This is a genomic window from Bradyrhizobium sp. CIAT3101 (genome assembly GCF_029714945.1).
Taxonomy (GTDB): domain Bacteria; phylum Pseudomonadota; class Alphaproteobacteria; order Rhizobiales; family Xanthobacteraceae; genus Bradyrhizobium.
The window spans coordinates 3,694,347-3,718,534 of sequence record NZ_CP121634.1 but is presented as its reverse complement, the minus strand read 5'-3'; the positions used below and the strand labels follow the sequence as shown (position 1 = coordinate 3,718,534).

At 63.3% G+C, this 24,188-nt stretch carries 23 protein-coding genes; 5 read left to right on the top strand and 18 right to left on the bottom strand.

Annotation, left to right across the window (positions count from 1 at the left end):
- Positions 1 to 9: 9 nt before the first annotated feature.
- From QA645_RS17445 to QA645_RS17435, 3 genes are read right to left on the bottom strand one after another with little or no spacing between them, the layout of a single operon-like run.
- Positions 10 to 414 carry a biopolymer transporter ExbD gene (locus QA645_RS17445; RefSeq protein ID WP_027559757.1) on the bottom strand — a complete coding sequence of 135 codons (405 nt, stop codon included), beginning with the start codon at positions 412 to 414 and terminating at the stop codon, positions 10 to 12.
- Positions 415 to 418: 4 nt separating this feature from the next.
- Positions 419 to 2,362: a MotA/TolQ/ExbB proton channel family protein gene (locus tag QA645_RS17440; RefSeq protein WP_283051775.1), complete on the bottom strand. Its 1,944-nt coding sequence runs from the start codon at positions 2,360 to 2,362 to the stop codon at positions 419 to 421.
- Complete coding sequence (locus QA645_RS17435; RefSeq protein WP_283051773.1) at positions 2,363 to 3,991, bottom strand: ShlB/FhaC/HecB family hemolysin secretion/activation protein; 1,629 nt, start codon at positions 3,989 to 3,991, stop codon at positions 2,363 to 2,365. It abuts the gene before it with no gap.
- Positions 3,992 to 4,443: 452 nt separating this feature from the next.
- Here QA645_RS17435 and QA645_RS17430 point away from each other — a divergent pair, with 452 nt between their 5' ends.
- Positions 4,444 to 5,103 carry an RNA polymerase sigma factor gene (locus QA645_RS17430; RefSeq protein WP_283051772.1) on the top strand — a complete coding sequence of 220 codons (660 nt, stop codon included), beginning with the start codon at positions 4,444 to 4,446 and terminating at the stop codon, positions 5,101 to 5,103.
- Between the two features lie 277 nt (positions 5,104 to 5,380).
- Here QA645_RS17430 and QA645_RS17425 read toward each other — a convergent pair whose 3' ends face one another.
- The 13 genes from QA645_RS17425 to QA645_RS17365 all read right to left on the bottom strand — a co-directional run bounded on the left by QA645_RS17425 (position 5,381) and on the right by QA645_RS17365 (position 17,143).
- Positions 5,381 to 6,253: a transglycosylase SLT domain-containing protein gene (locus tag QA645_RS17425; RefSeq protein ID WP_283051771.1), complete on the bottom strand. Its 873-nt coding sequence runs from the start codon at positions 6,251 to 6,253 to the stop codon at positions 5,381 to 5,383.
- 596 nt (positions 6,254 to 6,849) lie between these two features.
- On the bottom strand, positions 6,850 to 7,950 hold the full coding sequence (locus QA645_RS17420) for a polysaccharide biosynthesis/export family protein (protein ID WP_254194251.1): 1,101 nt from the start codon (positions 7,948 to 7,950) through the stop codon (positions 6,850 to 6,852).
- Between the two features lie 340 nt (positions 7,951 to 8,290).
- Positions 8,291 to 8,503 carry a hypothetical protein gene (locus QA645_RS17415; protein WP_283051768.1) on the bottom strand — a complete coding sequence of 71 codons (213 nt, stop codon included), beginning with the start codon at positions 8,501 to 8,503 and terminating at the stop codon, positions 8,291 to 8,293.
- A 382-nt stretch (positions 8,504 to 8,885) separates the two neighbouring features.
- A complete protein-coding gene (locus QA645_RS17410) occupies positions 8,886 to 9,650 on the bottom strand; it encodes a hypothetical protein (RefSeq protein ID WP_283051767.1) in 765 nt (254 codons plus the stop codon).
- Positions 9,651 to 9,787: 137 nt separating this feature from the next.
- The gene (gene gspM / locus QA645_RS17405) at positions 9,788 to 10,336 is read right to left on the bottom strand and encodes a type II secretion system protein GspM (protein WP_254132259.1); all 549 of its coding nucleotides are present in this window, start codon (positions 10,334 to 10,336) and stop codon (positions 9,788 to 9,790) included.
- Between the two features lie 5 nt (positions 10,337 to 10,341).
- On the bottom strand, positions 10,342 to 11,415 hold the full coding sequence (locus QA645_RS17400; protein ID WP_283051766.1) for a PilN domain-containing protein: 1,074 nt from the start codon (positions 11,413 to 11,415) through the stop codon (positions 10,342 to 10,344).
- Positions 11,412 to 12,344: a type II secretion system protein GspK gene (locus QA645_RS17395; RefSeq protein ID WP_283051764.1), complete on the bottom strand. Its 933-nt coding sequence runs from the start codon at positions 12,342 to 12,344 to the stop codon at positions 11,412 to 11,414. The genes QA645_RS17400 and QA645_RS17395 overlap by 4 nt, the downstream gene beginning before the upstream one ends.
- On the bottom strand, positions 12,341 to 13,000 hold the full coding sequence (locus QA645_RS17390; protein WP_283051762.1) for a general secretion pathway protein GspJ: 660 nt from the start codon (positions 12,998 to 13,000) through the stop codon (positions 12,341 to 12,343). Before QA645_RS17390 ends, QA645_RS17395 begins: the two co-directional genes overlap by 4 nt.
- A gap of 44 nt (positions 13,001 to 13,044) precedes the next feature.
- Positions 13,045 to 13,455 carry a prepilin-type N-terminal cleavage/methylation domain-containing protein gene (locus QA645_RS17385; protein WP_283051761.1) on the bottom strand — a complete coding sequence of 137 codons (411 nt, stop codon included), beginning with the start codon at positions 13,453 to 13,455 and terminating at the stop codon, positions 13,045 to 13,047.
- The gene (locus tag QA645_RS17380; RefSeq protein WP_254132264.1) at positions 13,421 to 13,936 is read right to left on the bottom strand and encodes a prepilin-type N-terminal cleavage/methylation domain-containing protein; all 516 of its coding nucleotides are present in this window, start codon (positions 13,934 to 13,936) and stop codon (positions 13,421 to 13,423) included. Before QA645_RS17380 ends, QA645_RS17385 begins: the two co-directional genes overlap by 35 nt.
- Positions 13,881 to 14,351 (bottom strand): type II secretion system major pseudopilin GspG, encoded by a 471-nt coding sequence (gene gspG / locus QA645_RS17375; RefSeq protein ID WP_254132265.1) that lies wholly within the window; start codon positions 14,349 to 14,351, stop codon positions 13,881 to 13,883. Before gspG ends, QA645_RS17380 begins: the two co-directional genes overlap by 56 nt.
- A gap of 16 nt (positions 14,352 to 14,367) precedes the next feature.
- Positions 14,368 to 15,585 carry a type II secretion system F family protein gene (locus QA645_RS17370; protein WP_283051759.1) on the bottom strand — a complete coding sequence of 406 codons (1,218 nt, stop codon included), beginning with the start codon at positions 15,583 to 15,585 and terminating at the stop codon, positions 14,368 to 14,370.
- A gap of 4 nt (positions 15,586 to 15,589) precedes the next feature.
- The gene (locus QA645_RS17365; protein ID WP_254135448.1) at positions 15,590 to 17,143 is read right to left on the bottom strand and encodes a GspE/PulE family protein; all 1,554 of its coding nucleotides are present in this window, start codon (positions 17,141 to 17,143) and stop codon (positions 15,590 to 15,592) included.
- A 496-nt stretch (positions 17,144 to 17,639) separates the two neighbouring features.
- Here QA645_RS17365 and gspD point away from each other — a divergent pair, with 496 nt between their 5' ends.
- From gspD to QA645_RS17345, 4 genes are all read left to right on the top strand, one after another.
- Entirely contained in the window at positions 17,640 to 19,964 is a 2,325-nt protein-coding gene (gene gspD / locus QA645_RS17360; RefSeq protein ID WP_283051757.1) for a type II secretion system secretin GspD, read from the top strand.
- A gap of 16 nt (positions 19,965 to 19,980) precedes the next feature.
- Positions 19,981 to 20,478: a tetratricopeptide repeat protein gene (locus QA645_RS17355; protein WP_283051755.1), complete on the top strand. Its 498-nt coding sequence runs from the start codon at positions 19,981 to 19,983 to the stop codon at positions 20,476 to 20,478.
- 717 nt (positions 20,479 to 21,195) lie between these two features.
- On the top strand, positions 21,196 to 21,378 hold the full coding sequence (locus QA645_RS17350; RefSeq protein ID WP_166815552.1) for a hypothetical protein: 183 nt from the start codon (positions 21,196 to 21,198) through the stop codon (positions 21,376 to 21,378).
- 539 nt (positions 21,379 to 21,917) lie between these two features.
- Positions 21,918 to 22,088, top strand: a complete 171-nt coding sequence (locus tag QA645_RS17345; protein WP_283053679.1) for a hypothetical protein — start codon at positions 21,918 to 21,920, stop codon at positions 22,086 to 22,088.
- A 390-nt stretch (positions 22,089 to 22,478) separates the two neighbouring features.
- Here QA645_RS17345 and hemA read toward each other — a convergent pair whose 3' ends face one another.
- Together hemA and QA645_RS17335 are read right to left on the bottom strand one after the other, a co-directional pair.
- Positions 22,479 to 23,708: a 5-aminolevulinate synthase gene (hemA, locus tag QA645_RS17340; RefSeq protein WP_283051751.1), complete on the bottom strand. Its 1,230-nt coding sequence runs from the start codon at positions 23,706 to 23,708 to the stop codon at positions 22,479 to 22,481.
- The gene (locus QA645_RS17335; protein WP_283051749.1) at positions 23,705 to 24,148 is read right to left on the bottom strand and encodes a heme-binding protein; all 444 of its coding nucleotides are present in this window, start codon (positions 24,146 to 24,148) and stop codon (positions 23,705 to 23,707) included. The genes hemA and QA645_RS17335 overlap by 4 nt, the downstream gene beginning before the upstream one ends.
- Positions 24,149 to 24,188 lie beyond the last annotated feature (40 nt).

Sequence of the window (24,188 nt, the reverse complement as noted above, 5' to 3'; positions counted from 1 at the left end):
CGCTCTCGTTCACCGCGCCACCGGCTTGGTCGCCATGCCGACCTGGGTGAAGTTGAGGCGGCCGAGCATGTCGAGCACGTCGACGACGTTCTGGTACTGGGTCTGGGCGTCGCCGCGCACCACGATCGGAAACTCCGGCGTCAATGCGCGCTGCTGCACCAGCCGCTGCTCGAGCTCGGGCAGCGTGACGGGAATGGTGTCGAGGAACAGCTTGCCGTCATTGGCGACCGTGATCGCCTTGGTGGTCTGCTGTGCGAGCGACGGCGCCGCGCTCGCCTTCGGCAGGTTCACCTTCATGCCTTGTACGGTCGCCGTGGTCATGATGATGAAGATCACCAGGAGCACGTAAGCGAGATCGAGCATCGGCGTGATGTTGATGTCGTCGTACGGCTTGCTCTCGGATTGGACTTGCATGGATCTACTCCGCCGCCTGTTTCACCGGCTCGTCCGGCAGCTCGTAGGATTCCGCGATCCGCGTGATGAATTCGTCGACGAAGACCTGCATCTCGCTGGAGACGTCCTTGATGCGGATCGTCAGATAATTGTAGGCAAACAACGAGGGGATCGCGACGCCGAGGCCGGCGACGGTGGCGACCAGCGCGGCCGCGATGCCCGGCGCAATCGCGTTAACATTGACGTCGCCGCTCGCTGCGATCGCCGCGAAGGTGATCATGACGCCGACGACGGTGCCGAGCAGGCCCATGAACGGACCGCCTGAAATCGCGATGGTGAGCATCACCATCAAGCGGTTGAGGCGCTGGCTCTCCCGCACGAAGCCGCTGTCGAGCACGGCGCGGATCGACTGGATCGCCTGCGGCGACAGCCGGCGATAACCGCCGCCAGCGAAGCGACGCCGGATCTCCTGCGCGCCGGCTGCGAACAGGCGATACAGCGGCGCGCCGTGGACCGCCTTGCGCTGCTTCTTGCCCATCTCACCGCCGAAGCTCGGATCGTTCTCCTCGCTGTCGAGCTGCAGCAGCCCGCCGATATCGGTCGAGGTCTGGCGGAAATGCCCGAGGAACAGCTCGTTGCCGCGTGAGACGCGATTGAGATACGAGATGCGATCGACCATGACGTACCAGCTGATGAAGGCCATGATCGCGAGCAAGCCGATGACGACCCAACCGTCGAGCGTCACCGAGCGCAGGATCACGCCGAAATAGCCGCCGCTGAACCAACCCGACGTCTCCTCGTCGACGCTGAACGAGATCAGCTTGGCTTGATCCGGCCCCTGCCCGATCGCCTCGAGCTTGATGAAGCCGGCAGGACGCGCGACCTTTGCGATCTGGAATTCGTCGACGTCGCCGGCAAAGCCGACGGCCGCAATCGCCGGTGCAGGCGCTGGCGTCGCCGCCGCATCGCCTGCGGCCGGAGCCGCCGCGGCGTCCGCAGCAGGGGCTGCTGGCGCGGCCGCAGCCGCACCGAGTTGGGCCACACCCGTCATGGTCGGCAGGCTTGCCGCCAGCGTTGCGGTCTGGCTGCCGTCAACATAGAGCGCGATCTGTCCGCCCTTGGCCGTAAAGGCGACCTGATGCCAGCCGGCGGCCGCAATCGCCGCGCCGCCGGCGCTGCGCTGCGTGTTGCCGCCATTCGCGACCTGGACAAACGCAACACCGTTGTCCAAGCCGACCGTGAGGGCGTTCGCCCCCTCGGTACGGGAGAACAGCACGGCGCCCGGCTGCGGCGCAGTCATCTTGACCCAGATCGACCAGGTCAGTTCGCCGCCTTCCGCGAGCACGAGCGAGGGAGAGCCGGGAAGCGCGATCGCGGTCTGCCCGTCGAGGCGCGCGCCCTGCCCGATGATGGCACCGTCGGCCGCGGGCACCGCGTTCTGTGCGGAGTTCGCCCAGGCGGTGATGTCCTGCGCCGGCGTGCCGCGGTCGTTGAAATGATAGACCAGCAGCGTATCGGGATCGTAGGTGCCCTTGGCGTCGACCGCGGCCGGCGCCTTCTGGTTTCCGTAGTAGAGCCAGATGTCGTTCTTCGTGCCCGGCTTCAGATCGGGAACACCGACCCACACCAGCGCCTCGCCGAGCAGAGAGTCGTATTTCTCGACGTGATGCTTGAGCGGCGTCTTGTCGTCCCCGGCGATGAAGCGGAGATCGCCGCCATCCTCCTTCGCCGCGCCGAAGCGGAAATTACCGACATGCAGGCGCACCAGCACCGGCGCCGAGCCGATGGCGTCGCTGATGCCGGCGCCTGACTGGCCGGTGTCGATCGTGATCTTCTTGCGCAGCGTCCACTGGTCGTTCCACCACGCGGACGCGGGCTTCGGCCACAACACTGCCATGAGAACGAGAAGCAGCATCACCGGTGCGCTCAGGCCGTGTCCACGGCGTGATCCAAAGCGAAGGAGCGACATCTAGAATTCTCCCCAGACCCGAAAGCTGAACCGTGGATGGTTGGCGACGGTGACCTGCTGGCTGGTCAGCGGCATACCGACGAAAATAATGCTGTTGAGATAGCGAAGAGATTTCATCCGCATGCCGACACCATAGCTGGCGAGGTCGAAATGCGACTGCTGGTCGATCAGCGGCTCAAAGATCCGGGCGTTACCGCCGTCGACGAATGCGAAGAAGCGCCATTCGTCGAACGCGTTGTACTTGATGGATTCACCGAGCGGGTTGGGCAGCTTCTGCTGCATGTATTGCGCGAGGTTGGGCGTGCGCAGCTCCAGCGTCCCGGCGACGCCGTAATCGCCGAGTACCTCGGATTCGAGATAGCCGCGCACCGTGTCCTGTCCGCCGAGGCTGAGCTGCTCGCTCGACACCAGCGGCTGGTCGGCCGCCTGGCCCTGGAGCTTTGCGTAGAGCTGGAAGCCGCCGGCGAAATCCTGGGTGTGCGAGATATCAGCGTGCAACGTGATGAAGCTCGCCGTGGCATCGAAGCGCTTGGCGTCGAACTCATCGCGGCTCGAGCCAACGCCACGCAGACCGGTGGTGACGGTGGCATTAAGCTGCGTCAGATGCCCCTCGCCCTGCCAGGTCGCACCGTAGCTCGCGACCAGCGGCACATAAGTCACCGGCGAGTCGAAGGCGTCGCTGCCAAGCTTCAGCGATTGCTTGAAATCCTTGTAGTCGACGCCGAGTGACAAGGTCTGAAACAGGTCGCCCTTCGTGGGCAGTGTCAGTACCGCGCGTCCGCCGATCACCTGGCCCGGGCCGACCACGTTCGCGCCGCCGACGGTTGCCACCGAACTGTCCGAGACCAGGCCGTAGACGAGAACGCTGAGCCAGTCGATCTCGGTACGCGCCAGATACGAGCCGGAGACCACCATCGCGTCCTTCGGATTCATCGGCGCGACCTGGTAGGTCCAGGTCATGGAATGACCGAGTTGCCAGAGGTCGTCATAGTGCATCGAGACGCTGGTCCGCAGCGGCGTCGTGCTCGGGCTCTGCTTGTTGTTGAGCTCGACGCTGCCATGCAGCGGAAGGGTATCTTCGACGTTGAGATCGACATCGACCGTGCCGGGCGCCACGCCTGCGCGCAGCGCCGGCGTGATGCGCCGGTCGGCCCAGCGATTGAGCGCGACGATGTCCTTCGTCACATCCTGAAAGTTCGGCAGCGTCCCCTCCTTCAGCGAGGGGGCGTTGTCCTTGATGTTCTTGAGGTCGAAATAGCGCGAGCCCTTGACGCGCAGACGCCCGACACGGCTCTCGGTGACCTTGAGCACGATGAATCCGCGCTGGGCGTCCTGCTGCGGGACACCCACGCTCACGGTCTGCAGACCCTTGTCGTGATAGGCCTTCTCCACCGCGGCGCGTGCCTTCTCGACGTCCTGTGCGCTCTTGTTCGGACCGAGGAAGGGATAGACCGCCGCCTCGACCTCGATCTGCGGCAGATTGTCCGCGCCCTCGACGCGAAACTCGTCGATATCGAAATGAGCCTCCGGAGCCGCCGGTTTGCCTGGCTCCGTGGCATTCTTGGCCGGCGTGCCCTCTGCGGGCTTCGCCGGAGCAGGCTTGGCGGCGCCGGCCTCGGTCTTCGCCACCGCGGGCCTCGCACAGACCGCGCAGATCAACAGACCGCAGAGAACGAGCTGCGAAGCGCATGCGGCGGCCGACCGGCTTCTCCGCACATCGCGCAACCGAAGACGCGCATGGCGACGCGCGCTCCTCTCATACAGACCACGCGAATTCACCACAGCCTCGATATCGTTCTCGCATTGCGGCCAGCCTGTGCCGACCGCAGTGATGTTCGGACAGCCCGAACCAACCGGGATGCACCAGTGTGCCGGGCCTTATCCGGTAGACGTCGCGTTCGCGGCGGTTGCGAAAAGATTCTCGCGCTGCGCGACGCGTCGCGATCATCGGTGTGGTGATTTCACGCAACATAACACGACTATCGTTAGACATCTGTTATTGACTAACAGTTCGTCACATTACCGTTGTGCGCCCTCTCTACCGTCCCGCAAAATTCGGGGTTTAATAAGTGGGGCGTAACATGACGATCGACATCATCTCCAACCTGCGCAGCCTGCTGCTCGCCGAATATGTCGACTTCGACCGGCGACTGACGCGCCGCCTCGGCTCGCCGGACCTCGCCTCCGAGGCCCTCAACGAAACCTATCTCCGTCTCGCCGGCATGCGGGAGATCGGGACCGTGCGCAGCCCCAAGGCTTATTTGTTTCGGATCGCCCTCAATATCGCCACCGACCGCCGCCGCGCCGAGAAGCGCCGCCTGACCTCCGACGAAGTCGATGCCGTGCTCGAGATCCCGGACGATCGGCCGGATGCTGCGCGCGTGATCGAGGATCGTTCAGACGTCGAGCAGCTCAAGCGCGCAATCGCCGAGCTGCCGGAGCGCCGGCGCCGCGTCCTGATGCTCTCGCGCATCGAGGGCCTGCCCAACCGCGAGATCGCGATCCTCCTCGGCGTCACGGTCCGGACCGTCGAGACCGATCTCAAGCAGGCGGTCGAGCATTGCGCCGAGCGCCTCAAACGACCCGTACGCGGCAAATTCGGTTTTCAGCGCGCCGAATCGTCTCACCTACAGAGATATGTCGATCGGGGCCATCCGCTCGTGACCGGCATGGGCGGGAAAGCGCTGGGTCGTGACGAAACGAAACCATCAGGTCGATCACTTAGATCCGTTAACCCGTGAGGCGTTGTCATGGATCATGCGTCTCAAATCGGGTGAGGCGACGATTGCGGATGCCGAACAGCTGATGGACTGGCGTGGCAGAAGCACCGCCCATGAACATGCGTTCCGCGATGCTGTAAAATGCTGGCGCGCGATTGGCCAGGCGCTATCGACCAGCCGTCCGACGCCTGCGGTGCGGCGTCGGCGTCCGATGGGCGGCAAAAAGCGGGCATGATACCCCGCGCTTGATCCGGGACCGCCAACTTATCTCAGCAGTATGAGATCGATAAACGCCTGATCAACGTAGATCGGAGGGCAATTTTCGCTCGGCTGCGCTGCGCAGACGCGTGTTGAGCTCTGCGAAATTGATCGTACTGCCGACGGCGGTCCGGATCCGGCCACGGCTGGCGCCGCCATTACTCCCACCACCAGCGCTGGCGGACGACCTTCCGAACGTCGGCTGCGGAATAGAGCCGGTGATGGCAACGCCGTTTGCTGCCAGATGCGCGCGAACACGCGTGCAATATTCGACCGACAAATAGGAGAACCGCGTCTCGCCGTGGCCGGCACGATATTTCATCGTCGCCGTGCACAGATCGCCGCCGGCCCTGCGCCAGGCGCCGGCGAGGTATTGGACGCCATAGTGGACGTTGACTTCGGGCGTGGCGAGCTCCGATGGTGTGCCGGCAAATCCCATCATCCGGGCCGTCGGCAGCATCACCTGCATCAATCCGACCTCGCCGTCCAAGCCGACGACGTTCGGATTGTACCTGCTTTCGACGGCCATCACGGCATCAACAAGTGCTGGCGGCAGGCCAAACGCGAGCGATTCACGCTCGATGAGTTGACGATACTCGGCACGGCCGGCGCGCCAGTCGCGACCAAATACTGCGCTGCTTCGGAATGAGTAGTTCGCAAGCAGCGGATTGGCCGGCGGAAAATCGGCAGCCGTGAGCGCACGCGGCGCGAACCGCTCGAGCGCCAGTGGTTCGAACGCGCTGTCGTCCGCATCCACCGGCGGAGCGCCGCTGATTTCGGTGCCTTGGCCGGCTTCGTCCTGTTGTGCCCTCACCTGCTCGCTCAGAATGGCGAGCAGGCACACCGCGATCGAGGGCCACAGCAATTGACGTGCGGGCGTCGCGGCCCCGCTTTGGGGAGGAGATTTCGACATCAGCGATGCGGCAGCACATTAGCGATGGGCGGCGGACGATAGGGAGTGATTGAGCGACCGTAGTTGGACCCTAACTGTTGGCGGACAGACGCCTCGTTGCCAAGGCCCACGCGCACGTCGGATGATCGCGCATCGATCGGAGGCAGGTTGAGCGACGGATTGACCCTGTCCACCTCTCGACGAAGCTTCTCATTCAGACAGCCGAATGCGCTGTCGCCTCCGATCTGAACATCAACGCAACGTTGAACGGTGGAACTGGGGGTCGCGCCACCGACAATCGTGCCCGCCCCAGGTCCAGCCGGCGAATTGGCCGGCAAATTAAGCGGACCTGGCGCCTGTGCCATCGCTGGGATCGCCATGGTCGCGACGAGCCAAGCCGCCAGGCCGGCCCGACGGAGAAATCTAAACCTCGACAGAGCATCGCCCATGCCGCGAAGCCTCCATTAGCCAGCGTGCCTGATGCCGGGGAGCCGAGCGATGATATCATTGCCGAACACCGCCCCGGTTGAGACTCTCATGTTAACATGACTCGTCGAAAATGACGCGTTCCCATTTCAGAAAGGCGCGCGCCTTCGGCCTGTTGCGCCCGTCATCACTCAGAGCCTGCTTCGAACCACCTTGATATCGTTGACGAGGAGCGCCCCGTTGTCGGCCGTTCCGACCGCCGTGTTGATGAAATTGAGAACCTTGGTGATGTCGACCTGAGGCGCATTGGCGGCATAAAGCACGTCGAAGGGACGCATCTGCATCTTGGTGGCGACGAAATAGCCCGCAGGGTCCTGGAAATTGACGTTGAAGATAACAGGAACGGTCTCGCCGTCGTATTTTGAACAGTCAATGCCGAGCTGACTTGCGACATCGCGCGGCTCGCGGCGATAGAGAAACACCGAGGCCGGGTCGGCTTGCAGGTCGAGCAGGCCTCCGGCCTTGGCGACGGCCTGCGTCAGATTGATACGCCATGCGTCGAAGTTGAATTCACCCTGCTGGCCGGTCGCGCCAAAGGCGACGAACTTCATCGGCTCACGATAGAGATAGATGCGGTCCCCCGGCTGCACGAAGACGTTGCTTGCGGGGAAATAGACAAGGTTTCCGAACGGTAGCGTAGCGCGCTTACCGCTACGCTCGAGGACAACCCAGGTTTCCCAGCCGGCGCCGCTGATGCCGCCTGCACGGGTGATCGCGTCGGTGATGCGATCCTGCGCGCCGGCAGCCGGCATCGGGAAGCGTACCGGCGTCCTGACCTCGCCAAACACGCTGACCAGCGATGAGCGCTGCTGGCTCGATGTGACGACAACTTGCGGATCGATCGCGCGCTTCTTGATCTGCGCGAGGATGTCATCCTGGATCTGCACGTTGGTACGACCCGCCGCGCGTATCCTGCCAGCATATGGCACCGTGATGTTGCCATCGTTGTCGACGGCCTGATCAGGGAGGTTGACGAAGTTGCCCGGCCGGACGCCGGCTTCGAGCGGGATGTACAGACCGCCGGCCGACGCCTCAAAGATGGTGACGCTAACGATATCGCCGATGCCGAAACGGATGCTGGAGGGAGGACGGGCATCCGTTAGACCGCCAGGCAAACCGCTCGGCTCGAACTTCTCCAGCTTATGCACGATATCGGGGGTGAGCTTGACCATGGCGAACGGCAGGACGCTCGTATTCTCCGCCTTGACGTCGACGCTCGCCGGCCCTGACATCGAAACAAATCCGCAGCCGCCCAGCAGCGTGGAACAGATCAGATAACACGCGATCGCTAGACCATCTCTCAATCGCATGATCGTTTCGTACTCAGCCTGCGTACCGCTTGCTGAGCCTGCAAGGCGCAGCGCGCGCCTGCACGCTTTCCGCGACCAATTGCGGATCAGCTTGCGTTTCCTGCTTCATAGACGCTGCAGGTGCGGCGACCACGAAAACAAGATGTACGATATTGTTCGGAGAGTGCGCGGGAAACCTTCAGAAAAGCAGCCGCGAAATAGTGAACGATCGACGCACCGGCGGCTCATGGCAACATCGGCCAGCCGAAACGCGCAGCGATCTTCAGGTGCCGGAGAGGAGTTCGCGTAGGCGCTCGACTTCGAGCTGGGTTTGCTCGAACACGAGCGTCAGAAGCGCGTTCTCACGCTTGAGGTCTTCGATGCGGCGAAGGCGGCTTCTTTCATCCTGTTTCAGGCCGAGATCGTAGACGTTCTCGTTGGGATCTTGCGCCGCGGACTCAAGGCGAGCCAGATCCGTCGCATTTATCGCGCGCATGTCTACCCCCGAACAAAAACACACGCTCAAAACGTCGAGCGCTCGCGAGGACAGCAGCCCGCTGCCTAGCGACGCATATTTGCCATCGTTGTAAGAATGTTTCTTATCGTTGCTGTGACCGATACTAAAAACAATTTCAGATTTGCGAAGAAAAGCGATCGTTATGTTGGAAAAAATGCGGTCATTGCGTGACGACGGTGCAATTTCGATCGATTGTCGCGAATTCCCAGCCCGGAAATAGCGACAGTCCGAGCACGTGCGTTCGAGATACGGCTGTCATCTCTGCGGCCGCCGCAACGACACTCGGGTCTGGCGCTATTATCGCTAGCATTCAGATCAGGCGAAGACGCTCGCCCGCCGCCGGTGCGACACGGTTCACTGACTACCGCGGCCACTGCTGCGCGAATGGATTGGCTAAATTGGCCGGAAGCTGTCCGCGCTGCATGTTCGCATTCGTTGGCGTTGGCGGAATACCCGGCGACTTCGCGTTGACGGCGAGCGCCGCCGGCGAAGGTGGCGGCGGAGCCGCAGCGAGCGCCGCTGGGGGGCCCGGCTTCAGGTCGGGAGGCGGCATGTCGAGAACTGTACTGTCCAGCCCCTTGGCCAACTCGACCTGACGGGGCCGCACCTCGTGCAATGTCCATCCCTGATGGTTCTGTCCCCGCTTTAGCCGCAGCACGGCCTTGCTGGTGGGGTCGATGAACAATCCGATCCTCTCACGCGATCCGGCGACCGTGCCCAGCAACGTGAGCTGCGGCTTCTCAGGCTCTTGCCGCGGTGGCGCAGCGACCGGCGCCGGAGCCGGGCGCGCCAGCAGTTCGGGGCGCGGCGCCGGACGGCGCGACGGCGCGAACAACGGTTGATCGCGGGTCGCGGACAATCGCGCCATGGGAATTGACCAGAGCGGATTTCCGCTCGTGATGTGCTCATTCGATTGCACAGCCGCAGCTGCGGCAGCAGGCACTGCGGGCGGCGTCGCGGCGGGCAACGCAGCCACAGCCGGCGTTGGCTCCACGGACCTAGGCGTGAACAGATCGCCGCCACCGGGGTCGACGGCCTGCGCATCCATCGTCAGCGGCGTATTCGCGGCCCGCGCCGAGGCATGGCCGATCAGCAACGAACCAATCAGCAGTGCAAGTGCGCGCATTTCCACGCATTTCCCCGTATCGACTTGACGGCGATCAATAACGTTCGCATCTCTCTGAAATGCGACACTATGATAATAATGATATCGCCGCAACTTGATCAAGCCCGATCTCGTGAACAATGATCGTAATGGGCGCCCTACTTCTGGCTTTGCCGCTGCCCGGAGACGCCGAGCACGATGCGTAGCTTTCCACCCTGCGTCGATGCCGACGGCGCCTGGATGACCAGCTCGTCGATGAACAGAAGCGGCATACCCGCCTCGAGGTCGTAGAGAAGCGGTTGAAGCTGGACAGGATCGATTTCTAGGCTTGAGGTTGCCGTGATGAAGCCTGACTTCGACTTCGGCCCAAGGAGATCGACCTGCGACGACAGTGTATTGCCGCTTACCCGCTTCGTCGCGGCCGCTAGGCGCTGGAGCAACGCGGCGCCGGCGAGCGAGGCGCTGTTGCCCTCGAGAAAGGGTGAACCCGGCGGGATATTGACGTTGGCTCGCGCGGCCGGCACCCGCTCCGCGCCCCGCACCTCCAGCCGATCGAGGATCTCGGCGGCCGCCCCAACTGCACTACGCCGCTCCAATATGTCGAGCGCTGTACCGATCGTGGCAAACAGAAACAGAGCGATCAGAGCGAGATAGGCGGCAGCCGCCGCGATCGGAAACCGTCCGAGGAGTGCCTGGATTTTCTGCATGCCCATCATGTGCCGGACCCGAAATATGCCTTGAGCTTTGTTTCAATGTGAAAGCGGTCGCCCGGCTCATTGGCGGCGTGTGTCGTCGGCGCAAAAAAGCCCGCGCTGGAAAAGTGTGGCGACTGCTCCAGGATCGAGATCAGCGACGGCGCATCGCGGGTAACCCCGACGATCTGCAGTTTGTCCCCTTCGATCCGGACTTCGGTCGCATAAGTATCCTGGGGCAGCAGCGCCGACAGCGCATCAATCACAATCACGCTGGCGGGTGTGCTCTGCTTGCGGCGGATCAATAGCTCGAGCGGGCTGCCGCCCGCGCCGGTCTGATTGCCCCGCATGATCGCGCGCCGCTCCGAAATCCGCTGTTGGATCTGCTGGGCTTGCATGTCATAGGAATCGGCGACGAACCCGCCGAACCCAAACGACAGCATCGCCAGCACACCGGTCGTCGCGAGCGTTGCGACGAGGCCGGTTCGCAGCCGGCGGTTTTCGGCCTGCTTGCCGCCGCGCTGGTCCAGCACGACGATCCTCCCGTGATCCGATGTCACGGTCGAGATCTCGACAGCGGTGGCGCCCAGATCGGAGAACGCCTGCGCCAGAGAAGCCGCCGCCGCGCGCCCGGTCGTCACCACCGTGGTTTCGATGCGATCACCGCCTATGTCACGCGGTGGCGTCCAATGGAAGAGCGCTTCGCTCGCGTTCCAAGGAGTGATGCGATCGATCTGCGCCCGAATGATGCCGTCGAGGAACTCGGCGGCGCGACCGGGCAGCTCGATCGGACGGAACACGAAGCGGGATGGCTGTAACCGCAATTCGACCACACTACCGCGAACCGCGGCGGCCCATAGCGGAGATAGCTCCTTGCCGATGGCACCGTCCGCCATCTCGATCGCAAAGGGAGCAAGATCGCCGTCGGTGGTTTTCGTTCCTGATGAGAGCCGCATTGCGAAGGCGCCGGCCTCATCCTCAGCCACCTCGATGCGACGTACCGGTTTCACATGCGCAAGCCGTGCGCTCACGATGCCGGCGACCGTGTCGATCCACATGGATAGCGCTGCTGTAATATCACTCGCCAGGCTCATCGCTGCGCCGCTCCTGTCGCTGGATCGATTTCGTCCCGCCAGGTGAGCACCCGATAGGCAGTCTTCGCGCCGGGGCCGGAAAGCATAATGACGCCTTCCGATATGCTCTTTCGCCCGTCGGGCAAGATGATCTGCATCCGAACGCGATAAGCATCGCTCCCGGCCACCGACGCACCGGCCACCCTGCCGCCGAGCGCACCCAGCACGAATTCCGGATCGGTCGACGGCAATGAATCGCGCTGATTCAAGAATGCGTCGAGCTTTGTGGAGCTCATCTCGGGCAATGCGGAAATAACTTGCGGAGCGGCGTCCAGCACGTTGATCGCCGCAGTTCCGCTATACACCGTCAAGTATGGCCGTGCCTGCTGCAAAAGCGTCGCAGGCGCACCCAGCAAGAGTGCGAGTTCATCGACGCTACTGAAGGGAGCATGGCGTGGCAGGTAGTTCAGCCCGGCGGCGACGTACAGCGCGTCTTCGCTGTCCTGCCCGTTGTGCCGGGGCGCGCTCCGCCACGCGACCACTCTGTTGGCAAGTTGACCGGCCGTATCGGGCTCTATGCCGAGGGCTGAAAACAGGCCACTGATCATGGACTGAGGAGCCATGTTGAGATTAATGCGTGCCGACTCCGCCTGATACTCGATCGTCACGCTCGCGTTCGCCAGCCGGAAGGCAAATCCGCCATGCGTCGGGCGCGAAACCGCAGCGGGAGCCGAGAGCCTGTAAGCGGTCATTTCGACGCCGGCCGATGATATCATCCCGAGCTGCACGGGCGCATCGAGCGCGGCGAGCGAAATCGCCGACTGCGTCATGTACGCCGAGCTCACCAAGGCAAGCGCTGCCAGCGCAGCGAGCAGCCACAGGGCAGCGACAACAATGAACCCGCGCTGACCGGAGCGCGAACCTTGGATCGTTGCGGAGGTCTTGGTCACCTTGCCTCCGGCGCATTGTTATTCGGTTTGACTTGAGCCTCCGCAGGGGCAGCGTCATCGGCACGGTCTGGCTGCGGCGCTCCCATCTCAGCGCGTATACGGACGGCGGTCGAAAGTACGATTCCGCGGTCACCGTCACGAATGTCGAAGCGAACTGCGGCAGGCATACTGGCCCAACTCGGCCACTTGCCGGTCCACCCCCCACCGGCGCCGTCATACGCAAAGGTGACGCGGAATGGCGCGCGCAGCAGCACGACCGGATCCGCGAACGGTATCGGATCAACCAGCGGATCCCCAGTCGGGAGCAGGACGAAAGGTGCGCGCGATCGCACCAGCACCCGACCCTTGCGGTCGCTCGTTTCGGCAATCCGCACGATCTCCAGGCCCGAGCGGTTGTTCGGACCCAGTGCTGAGCGCACGAAGGTGACGGCGGCCTCGTCACCTCGAAACAGCGCCCTGTTGCTGGTTCGATCAGCCGTGACGAACTCGGCCGCGGACAGGTCGGCCGCCAGGCGATCGAGCGCGATCGTCATCTGCTCGTTGCGCTGGGTCTGGAGCAGGCCCCGATTCCACGGCGGCAACCACTCGCCCGTCACACTCGCCAGCGCGCCGAGAACCAATCCCATCAAAGCAATGGCGACGAGGGCTTCGAACATGGTGAAACCCGCAGTCAATCTCCACGCTGAGCGCCGGAGCGGCCTCATTGGCGCGGCTCCTCGCGATATTGCAGGCGCACGGTCTCGAGCGAAACGATCGCACCGGTTGGCGACTGCACGCGCAGCTCGATGCGGCGCGGGATGAACGGTGAATCCGGAACCGCTGTCTCGTCATCCACGAATGGCGAGATCCGCATCTGCCAACGATAGCCGGCCTCCCTGCCCCCAAGCTCGGTCGGAAGCGGCTGACCGCCCTGCGGCAGACGTGATGCGATCAGCCGCGCCGTCTGCATCAACGCGGTATGCTGCTCGAGCTGCTGCGCGCCGCGCACGTTCCTGGCGACGAGTGAGCCGATCGCGGCCAGCACGATCGACACCAGCGCCAGCGCGACCACCGCCTCGATCATCGTGAAGCCGGCTTCACTGTGACGCCTGGACGATATCCTGCGCGACAATGTCTACCCCTCCCGTCAACCAGTTCACCCTTACATCGAATCCGCTTCCGAGCCGCGTCAGCCGTATCGCTCCGCCACAGGACATCCCGCTCGGCAGAAACGTGATGGTCGACGGCACGTCGCGCCCGTTGCAGCGCTGCGGCAGCAGCGCGTCGAACTCAACATCGTCAGGCACCCTGACGATGCTCGGGCTTGAGCCCGCCCTGATCGTCCGTCCCGGCGCATCGACGACGGCGCCGACCGCGAGCCGGCGTCCCAGCGCCGCATTGCGGTCGGCCTTGAGCAAGGTCGCGATCTGGATCGCGTAGGCTTCCAGCTTCGGCCGCGACGTCGATATCGGCATGCGCGGCAGCGCGATGGCAACGAGCAGCGCCATGATCGCGAGAACACAGACCATCTCCAGCAGCGTGAAGCCGGCCTCGCCGCTATTTCGCGACTGAAGTGATATCGCCCGCCGTTCCCGTTCCGCCTTCCTGGCCATCCGAACCGAGCGAACGGATTTCGTAAGGATCCTTCTCACCGGGCTGCTTGTAGACATAAGGATTGCCCCATGGATCGTTGGGAACGCTGCCGCCCTTCACATAGGGACCATTCCAGGAGTTCACGCCGCTGATCGGACGCGCGAGCGCAGCCAGACCTTCCGAGCTCGTCGGGAAGCGGCCGGCATCTAGATAGAACAGGTCGAGCGCGCTGCCAAAACTCTGGATCTGGATCTTTGCGGCCTTGACGCGGGACTCGCTGAGATAATTGAGCACGCGCGGGCCGACCAAGGCCATGATCATGCCGATGATGGTGATGACCACCAGCATTTCGACCAGCGTAAAACCCTCCTCCCCGCGACGGCGCCGACGACGCCGCGGCGGAGCGAACAGGCTCCCCCTCGAAAAACGGATCATGCGTGCCCTCCTCTGTTCATCCGACAACTTGCGTAACCGACAACAGCGCCGTCATGACCGAGACGATCAATCCGCCGACGACGACACTGATGAGGATGATCGCCGCGGGGCCGATGATGGCCACGACGCGATCGAGCTGCCGCTGAAGCTTCTCCTCGTAGAATTCCGCGACCCGGCCTGACAGCGTCGGCAGCTGGCCCGTCTCTTCGCCGAGCCGCAGCATGCGCACCGCGACCGGCGGCAACACGGCCGAGGCGGCCAGCGCTTCGGCGAGCCGACCACCGTGACGGACGCGATCCGCCATCGCCGCCCAGGCCGGCACGTCGCCGGTGGCGGTCATGATGTCGATCAGGATGCGCAGCGTCGCCGTCAGCGTCACGCCGCTGCCGAGCAGGATGCCGAGATTGCGCGAGAACAAAGCGGCGCGATGGAATTCCACGACCGTGGAGATCACCGGAAGCCGCGCGAGTTGCGTCACGACACTGGCCCGGACCCCGGGCCTGCGCCAGGCCAGCCAACTGCCGATGACAACGATGCCGACCACGGCGCCAACCTCGAGGCCATGGCCGCGCAGAATATCGGACAGCGTGAGGAACACCTCGATGACCGGGTCCGTCTTCGCATTGAAGTCACGCAGCACGGCGGAGAATTGCGGCAGCACGAACGTGACGAAGAAGATCAAGACGCCGCCGGCCGCGAGCAGCACGAAGGCGGGATATTGCAGGGCGCCGGTGACCTTGCGCCGCAAAGCCTCGGCCCGCGTGCGCTCGATGCCGATCGTCTCCAGGATGTGATCGAGCCCGCCGGACATCTCCCCGACCCTGACGAGGGCGACATACATCGGCGGAAACAGCGTCGGCTCGCGCCCGAGTGCCTCGGCAAAGCTTTCGCCCGACAGGATCGCGTTCTTGATCTCGTTGATCACGGGCCGCAGCCGGCCCACATCCATATCGTTGGCGAGCAGCTCGAGCGCGTCGTTGAGCCGTGCCCCGGCCTTCAGTAGCAGCGCAAGATCGCGGGTGAAGATGGTGACGTCGGCTGGGCCCGGCTTCGACAGTGTCAGCGAGGCCAGCGACAGCGACCAGCCCTTGGCTTCCTCCTCGGGGCCCGCATCGATCGCGACCAGGCCGAGATATTCGATGCGCTGGGCGACCTCGGAGAGATCGGCCGCGGTGATCGAGCCGGAAACGACTTCGCCCTTCTGTGTCAGGGCGCGATAGCGGAAGTTCGGCATCTCGTCACCGCACGGTGGTCACGCGAAGGATCTCCGCCGCCGAGGTCATGCCCGACAGGCATTTTGCAAGGCCGTCCTCGATCATCGTCGTCATGCCGTTGCGGATGGCGACCTTGTCGATAGATTCCCAGTCGGACTGCTCCTCGACCAGCGCGCGGACCTCTTCGTTCATCTCCAGCACCTCGAACACGCCAATACGGCCGCGATAGCCGACGCCGCCGCAACGCTCGCAGCCGGCCGGTTCGAAGATGACGTTACCGACGGACAGACCCACCGCCGTGTAGCGCGGGTCGGCTTCGACGTCGGCATGGGTCAGCGGCCGGCTGGTCTTGCAGCGGTCGCAGAGCTGACGCACCAAACGCTGCGCGATCACCGCGCGCAAGGTCGAGCGCAGCAGGAATGCCTCGACGCCGAGATCGAGGAGACGCGGCACAGCGGCAGCCGCCGTCTCGGTGTGCAGCGTGGTCAGCACGAGATGGCCGGTGAGCGCGGCGTGGATGGCGACATGCGCCGTCTCGGAATCACGGACCTCGCCGACCATGATCACATCAGGGTCCTGACGCACGAAGGAGCGCAGCGCGGTCGCAAAGGTCAGGCCGATCGACGGCTTGGCCTGAGATTGCGAAATGCCGGGGATTTCGTATTCGACGGGATCCTCGATGGTCAGGATCTTCCGTGTCGGCTCGTTGAGCAGCGACAGCACGGTCGCGAGCGTCGTGGTCTTGCCGCTGCCGGTCGGTCCGGTGACGATGATCATGCCGTGCGGCAGGGCCAGCATCCGGCGCAATTTGCCCTGATCGCTCGCCAGAAAGCCCAGCTTGTCGATCGACAGCAGCGCGCGATCCCGCGGCAGCAAACGGATGACGGCGGACTCGCCATGCTGCGTCGGCATGATCGCGACGCGCACGTCGATCTCCGATCGCGCCGCACGTACGCGCGCTCCACCGTCCTGCGGCAAACGGCGCTCGGCAATGTTGAGCCCCGCCAGGATCTTGATGCGGGAGATCACCGCCGCCGGCGGCACGCCGCTCGGCGTTGCCACATTGCGCAGCAGACCATCGACGCGCATACGTATGGTCAGAGACGAGCGACCCGGCTCGATGTGAATGTCGCTGGCCCGCAGCTCCACCGCCGTCTCGAACAAGTCGTTGACGGCCCGGACGACCGGCGCGCCGCTGGCGAGGTCGCGCAAATTGTCGATGTCGTCGTCCTGCACCGTGGCATTTACGGCGTTGTCGGTGGCTGCAGCGTCCTCCTCACCAAGACGCTGATCGAGCACGGTGCCGATATCCTCGAACGAGGCCACTTTAATAATAGGCGCCGTCCCAAGTACGATACCCGCCGCCTGGATCGACGCGCGATCGGTCGGGTCGGCCAGCACAAGCACCGGCGATCCCCCGGCCGGCTGACACGGAAACACCGCCATCTCGCGCAGAAACCGCCGCGAGAACTGCTGCACCCGGGATTCCGCCGCCATCATCTCCTGCAGCGTGACCCGCGGCAGCTCGAAGAACAGCGCGACCTCGTCGGCAAACTCGCTGGCCGACAATTCGCTCATTTCCCAGAGCTTGCGCAGGCCGCCCTCGGCGGGACCGGATCCGTTCAACCTGCCGAGCTTGTCCGCATCCGCCTTCAGGCCGGTTTTCTGGCTGAAACGAGCTGCAAACTCGTGCGCATTCGGGGAAGCCATGAACGTCTACCGGCAAAACTCTGACAGCCGCTCAAAGCGGCGAGCGCGCCGTTTACCTTACTTGTCCGAATGGAAATGTGACGGTGCGATTGCCCGTGCCGGCGCCTCCGGCTCGGTCCATCGGGACGACACTCAAGGACGTTGATATTCCAGCGCGATTTTCTCCGCCACGCGATCACATAACATTTTGATCACATTCGTAGCATCATCGGCAACATTGATAACACATGACTGTCACAGGACAGCGTTAAGCAGTCGCCCATTCGGCCCGCCCCGCCTCGCGGCGGCAACGGGCAGCGCGTGAGTGGGGTTGATTGTGGGCCGAACAGCATTCCGGATCGGCTTCGTCCTTCAATGCGCACTGATGTCCGTGCTACTCGGGTCGTGCAACACTGTGAGTAACATCGAGGCCGACTACAATAACAACAAGGACCCCGACGTCTTCGACAAGGTCCGCTCAGTCGACCTGATGCCGCGTTATCCGAACCAGTTGCCGCAGCGGCAGCTCAGCACTGGCCCCAAGGCCAAGACTGCGATCTATGCAGCCGATCCCGGCGACGATACGCCGATCGCGACATCGGCGCAGGCCGCCACGGCGAGCACGGACAAGTTCGAGTTGAATTTCGACAATTCGCCGATCGCCTCGGTCGCCAAGATCGTGCTCGGCGACATCCTGGGCGTCGGCTACGTCATCGACCCGCGCGTCCAGGGCAATATCAGCCTGTCATCGGGCCGGCCGATCCCCAAGACGGATGTCGTGTTCGCGCTCGAAAACGCGCTACGCCTGGTCGGTGTTGCGCTGGTGCGCGACGACACCGGTTACCGGTTGATGCCCCAGTCCGACGCGGTCGGGGTCGGCTCGGCGGATGCGGCCGACCGCATGGTCCCCGGCTACGGCATCACGGTCGTGCCGCTACAATATGTCTCCGCGCAGACGGTCATCAAGCTGGTCGACAGCTTTGCCACCAAGCAGGGCATGATCCGCGCCGACACCAGCCGCAATCTCATCCTGGTTCAGGGCACTGGAAGCGAGCGACGTAACGCGGTCGATCTCGTGCTCTCCTTCGACGCGGACTTCCTGAAGGGACAGTCCGTCGGCATCTTCCCGGTGCAGAACAGCAATCCGGGACCGATCATCGCCGAACTCGACAAGATCGTGGATTCCGGCGAAGGCGGCATGACCCAGGGCGTCATCAAGTTCCAGTCGATCGCCCGCATGAATGCGGTGCTCGCGGTGACGCGGAAGCCGGAATTGCTGAGCCGCGTCGAGACCTGGATTCACCGTCTCGACACCACCAATACCGGACGATCGGCAGTCCACGTCTATCGGGTGAAATTCGGCGATGCCAAGCAGATCGCGCGGGTGCTGAACGACGTGTTCGGCGGCAGCGGCTCTTCAGGCTCCTCCTCGTCACCGCTCGATAGTCCATCCGGCCAGGTCGCGCCGGGCTCCGGCATGTCGGCGAGTTCGAGCGGCGGCTCGGCACTCAATCGCCTGTCGGCCTCGCCGACCGGCCAATCCGGCTCCGGAGGCTTCGGATCGAGCGGACGCAGCGGCGGCAGCAGCAATGCATCGGCCGACGCCTCCTCCGGCAATCAGGGCGGCTATGGATCGAGCGCCGGCGGCGTCCAGGGCGGCGGTGGCCTGTTCGACAACTCCGCATCCGGCCAGAGCGGCGGACGCTCCGGCCCTGGCGGGGCCGGCGTGCTCGATGGCGTCCGCATCACCGCAGACAGCGTCAACAACACGCTGCTGATCTATGCAAGCCAGGAGCAGTACCGCACTATCGAACAGACCATCAAGGAAGTCGACCAGCCGCAGCTCCAGGTCGCGATCGATGCAACGATAGCCGAGGTGACACTGACGGACGACCTACAGTACGGCGTGCAGTCCTACATCATGAGCCGCGATCTCGGGCTCAAGCCTGATACCGGCTCGTTCGGCTACAATGGCGCCACCTCCGTCGTCGCCGCGGCGGCCGACGTCGCGCTCCAGCGCGCCATTCCCGGCTTCAATTTCCTCGTCGGCAGCGCTTCGACGCCGCGGGCCGTGCTCAACGCGCTGCACTCGATCACTGACGTCAAAGTCCTGTCGAACCCCTCCGTCGTCGTGATCGACAACCAGATCGCGACGCTGCAGGTCGGCGACGAAATCCCGATCCAGACCGGAAGCGCAACCGTGCTGACCGGCAGCAACACCATCGCCAACACCACCGATTATCGCAGCACCGGCATCATCCTGCGCGTGGTGCCGCGGATCAACGCCAACGGTAATGTCAGGCTCGACGTCGAGCAGGAGATTTCCAATCCCGTGGCCGCCTCGCCGTCATCGAGCTCGTCCTCGACCTCGACCAACTCGCTCACCCCGACCGTGTCGACCCGCAAGGTGCGCAGCTCCGTTGCGGTCGCGAGCGGCCAGACCGTGCTGCTGGCGGGCCTGATCAGCGACAGCCAGACCAAATCCCGCGCGGGCATTCCGGGGCTCGACCAGATCCCCGTCCTCGGCGAGGCCGTATTCGGGCAGACCGACAAGCAGATCAAGCGCACCGAGTTGATCATCTTCATCCGCCCGCAAATCATCCGTGACGGCGCGGACGCACATTTCGTCGCCGAGGAGTTGCGCACCAAGCTGCGAGGCACGATCAACGCGATCGGGCCGAAGCAGATTGCACCCACCACCTACCGCTGAACCTCGGAGCGGATCTATGATCAAGTCGGGCAGACTCCTCTTGCTCATGGCCGTCCTGGGGATCGCCACAACTGGCGTTGCCCACGCGGATACGCTCGGCGCCGGAAACGCTGCATTCTCCCGTGGCAATTACAGCGGCGCCGCACGTCTGTTGCTGCCGCTAGCCGAGCGAGGAAACGCCCGCGCTCAGGCCATGGTCGGCTTCATGTACGCGACAGGACAAGGTCTTCCGCAGGCCTACGACGCCGCGGGCTATTGGTACCGCCTGGCAGCCGAACAAGGCGATGGTACGGCGCAATATCTGCTGGGCCTCGCCTACGACAAGGGCCAGGGCGTTCCGCAGGACGACGTCGCCGCCTACAAATGGCTCAACCTGGCCGCGGCGCATGCCCCGAAACGAAACCGCGAGAATTTCGCGAAGCTGCGCAACGCGGTCGCCTCGAAAATGAGCCGCGGCCAGATCGCAGCCGGCCAGTGGCACTCGCTGCGATGGCCTGTGGCCTCGCCGTTCTGAGCAACCCGCAAGCGAAACCATGTCGCAGTCGCGCCCTCACAGCGGTTCACCCCGCCTGTGTGATCGCATGGATAATATTCAAGTAACATAACCGGACGGGAGTAACGTTACCTGCACGATGACGATGAAGCAAAGCAGGATGCACAAATGAAACGCATCAAGCGGCGAGTCAGGCAAGCGAAGGGAAAGTGAACGTTTGTCAGAATGAAAAAGCGCGCTCTGTCAGAATTAGACAGACTTGGCAGACTAAGCCATTGAAAACACTGGAGCGGGTGAAGGGAATCGAACCCTCGTATTCAGCTTGGAAGTCTCAAATTACGCCAGCGTTTTTTTTCTTTCGCTCTGACATTTAAATAACCCATTACCTATTGAGATCATTAGAAAATTTATCATTATCAGAATGACGGATTGGGTACCGCAAACCTTTCATTAACCATGCGGCGCCAACCTCCCCTCCAACTAAGGGAGTCGCAAAATGGCAATGTTTCGAATTCAGCTCGCCGATGGCGAGCGGAACCTGAAGACTGACCTCAAAGCTTTGAACGAGGACTCAGCTCGCAGCGCCGCGGAGAAATGGTTCGACGGCGCTCGTTGGCGCATCGTCGCGATCCGACGCTTGTCCGACTGAGGCTGGCGGGTCACGGTCGGCACTCGCCATGGCTTGAACAGTCCGCACGACTCACGCCAAATCCGCCGCACGGGGGATATTAAACGATCATGCACCAGCGCCTTCACGACCTTCCACTCGAAGGGTTCGCGATCATTGTAGATGGCCACGCCAAAACGACGTTCTCCACCAGAGAAGGCGCGCACAGAGCGGCCATCGAGCTGAAGGACCGGTTTCCGGCCATTCAAATCAAGGTCTACGACGCCGCGGCACGGCAGGCCGAATTCACCTGACCGTATGCCGGTCACAGTCGTTCTAGTTTGAGGCCGCCTTAGCGGTCATAAGGCGACCTAACTATCCAAGTCGGGCCGACACAAGTGAGATCGGATTTCCTAGTTGTGTAGGACGGTTGCTCAAGCAACCGAACTAGGCCCGCGCCAATGAGCGGGGGAAGGCGGTCAAGGGCGCCGCGCGCGGCGCTCGCATTGCCCTTGACCGCCGTGGGGTCGCAGACCCCAACTGCGTGCGCCACAGGCGCATCGCGACAACAAAATGGCCCCCGCAAAAGCGTGAGCAATAGCGACGTCTTCGCAATAGCGGGGACGGCACGCGGGACCGAGCGCAGCGACGAGACCGCTTAATTGCGGCACCCGGGACTGGGGCAGTGATAGCAATCGCCGACGGCGAGCCCCTTTTCCGAGTGCCCCCGGCGAGGAGCTCAATATCTCTTGGGCGAAGGGTCGCAACCGAAGGGCCAAGACAAATTGGCTCGGCAAACGCAGCGCTTAGAGCCTTGCCCGCCTTGCGGACGCGCCCTCTTGGAGAATTTTTGATGGTCATTATTGACCGTCACGCGACGGACGAATTTCTCGCATTCCTTGGGCAGCAAGGCATCCCGTTCGAGCAGTTTCGTATTCAGCGTCAGCCCGCCTCGATCGCTCACAATCAGGGCGAGACACCGCTCTTGGCAGCAAGCATCGAACGGGCAGTCCTGCGGCACTAGTGAGCTTGTTCACGCATTGCAATAGGAGGTTGTTACGCCGACACTTGTGATCATGGGGACTATCGAAGTCGCGCCGGAGAAGCAGGACGAAGTTGGCTCTCCGTTAATAGTTCACCGGGCGCGTTGCCTCAAGGATGAGTCTGTACCTTAGATGTTGCCGCCAAGGGACGTGCTGCTACAAATTGTCGTTGCAGACCCGCGCCCAATCATTCCGTGAGCAGATGATTGCTGCAATCCAGTGTTGGAAGTCCTTGAACTGGCGCTTATCAACTGACGGGCAGATCTTGCGCCATCCAACGTTGCGTCACGAGCGTCTTCCGCTTCGCTCGTGAAGGTCACACGACGTCTCAACGACGTGAAACCGCGCACCGTGCGACGACGCTACGCGTTTCACTCTGCCGCGACGGCGTGCTGTCGCAGCGGTAAACCAAGACGACTCCACACATTGACCAGCGCTTCAGCCAGCGCCTCGATCAGGACATCGTCATGGTAGGGTGTTGGCGTAATCCGCAGTCGCTCGGTGCCACGCGGGACGGTCGGATAGTTGATAGGCTGGACATAGATACCGTGCTCGCTAAGCAGGAGATCGCTGGCTGCTCTGCATTTTTCGGGGTCTGCTACCATCAGCGGGACGATGTGCGTCTCGCTGGACATGACGGGCAGGCCAGCCGCATCCAGCACGGACTTGACGCGCGCCGCACGCTTCTGATGGCGGTCACGCTCCCATTGCGACGTTTTGAGATGCCGGATCGCCGCGGTCGCGGCGGCGCAGACCGCCGGCGGCAGCGCGGTCGTGAAAATGAATCCCGGTGCATAGGAGCGCACCGCATCGATGACGTCGGCACTTCCCACAATGTAGCCGCCAAGGCAGCCGAACGCCTTCGCGAGGGTACCCTCGACCACGTCGATGCGATGCAGGACGCCTTCACGGGCCGCAATGCCGGCTCCGCGCGGCCCGTACATTCCGGCCGAATGGACCTCGTCGATGTAGGTCATCGCACCATAGCGCTCTGCGAGCTCGCAGATGCGCTTTACCGGCGCGACGTCGCCGTCCATCGAGTAGATCGCCTCGAACACGATCAGCTTCGGCCTCTCGGGCGCCTCCGCCGCCAGCAATTCCTCGAGATGCCCGACATCGTTGTGAAGCCATCTCCGCCTCTCCACGCCGGCGCGCCGCACGCCCTCGATCATCGAATTGTGGTTCCAGGCGTCGGACAGGATCAAGCAGTCCGGCAACAGTTTTGCGATGGTCGCAATGCCGGTCTCGTTGGATACGTAGCCCGAGGTGAAGACCAGCGCGGCCTCCTTGCCGTGCAGATCGGCCAGCTCGCGCTCCAGTTCGACCAGCGGATGGTTGGTGCCGGAAATGTTGCGGGTGCCGCCGGCGCCGGCACCCATGCGGGTTGCCGTTTCGACCATGGCGCCGATCACCTTGGGGTGCTGGCCCATGCCAAGGTAATCGTTCGAGCACCAGATCACGACCGGGCGCGGACCATCCGGGGAATGCCATATTGCGTGCGGGAATCGCCCGGCGATCCGTTCCAGGTCGGCAAACACGCGATAGCGCCGTTCTTCGTGGAGCCGCGCAAGTGCTGCGGAAAAGAATTGATCGTAGGTCATCGGGCAAGCTCTCCCTTCGGTTTGGGCCCAAGCGCCGATATCGCCGCCTCGGCAACCGCAATGTCCTGTTCGACTGTGCCTGCGCTGGTGCCGACAGCACCGACCACACGCCCATCAAACACGACGGGGATTCCTCCACCAAAGATCACGACCTTGCCGGCATTGCTCTGCTGGATGCCGAACAACGGCCTTCCCGACTGTGCGAGTTGCGCGAGGTCCGATGTCGCCTTGTCGAACAATCGCGCGGTCACCGCCTTGTCGATCGCAAGATCGATACTTCCGATCAGCGCGCCGTCCTGACGCAGGAACGCCAGGAGATGACCGCCGGCATCGACCACCGCCATATTGTACGCAATACCAAGACTCGTCGCCTTCGCTTCGGCGGCGGACAACATCTGCTTCGCATCCTCGAGCGTGAGGCAGTCGTATGAGCACGGCATGACAAGTCCCATGTCTCGAGCGGGCTATGTCTCGCTTCGC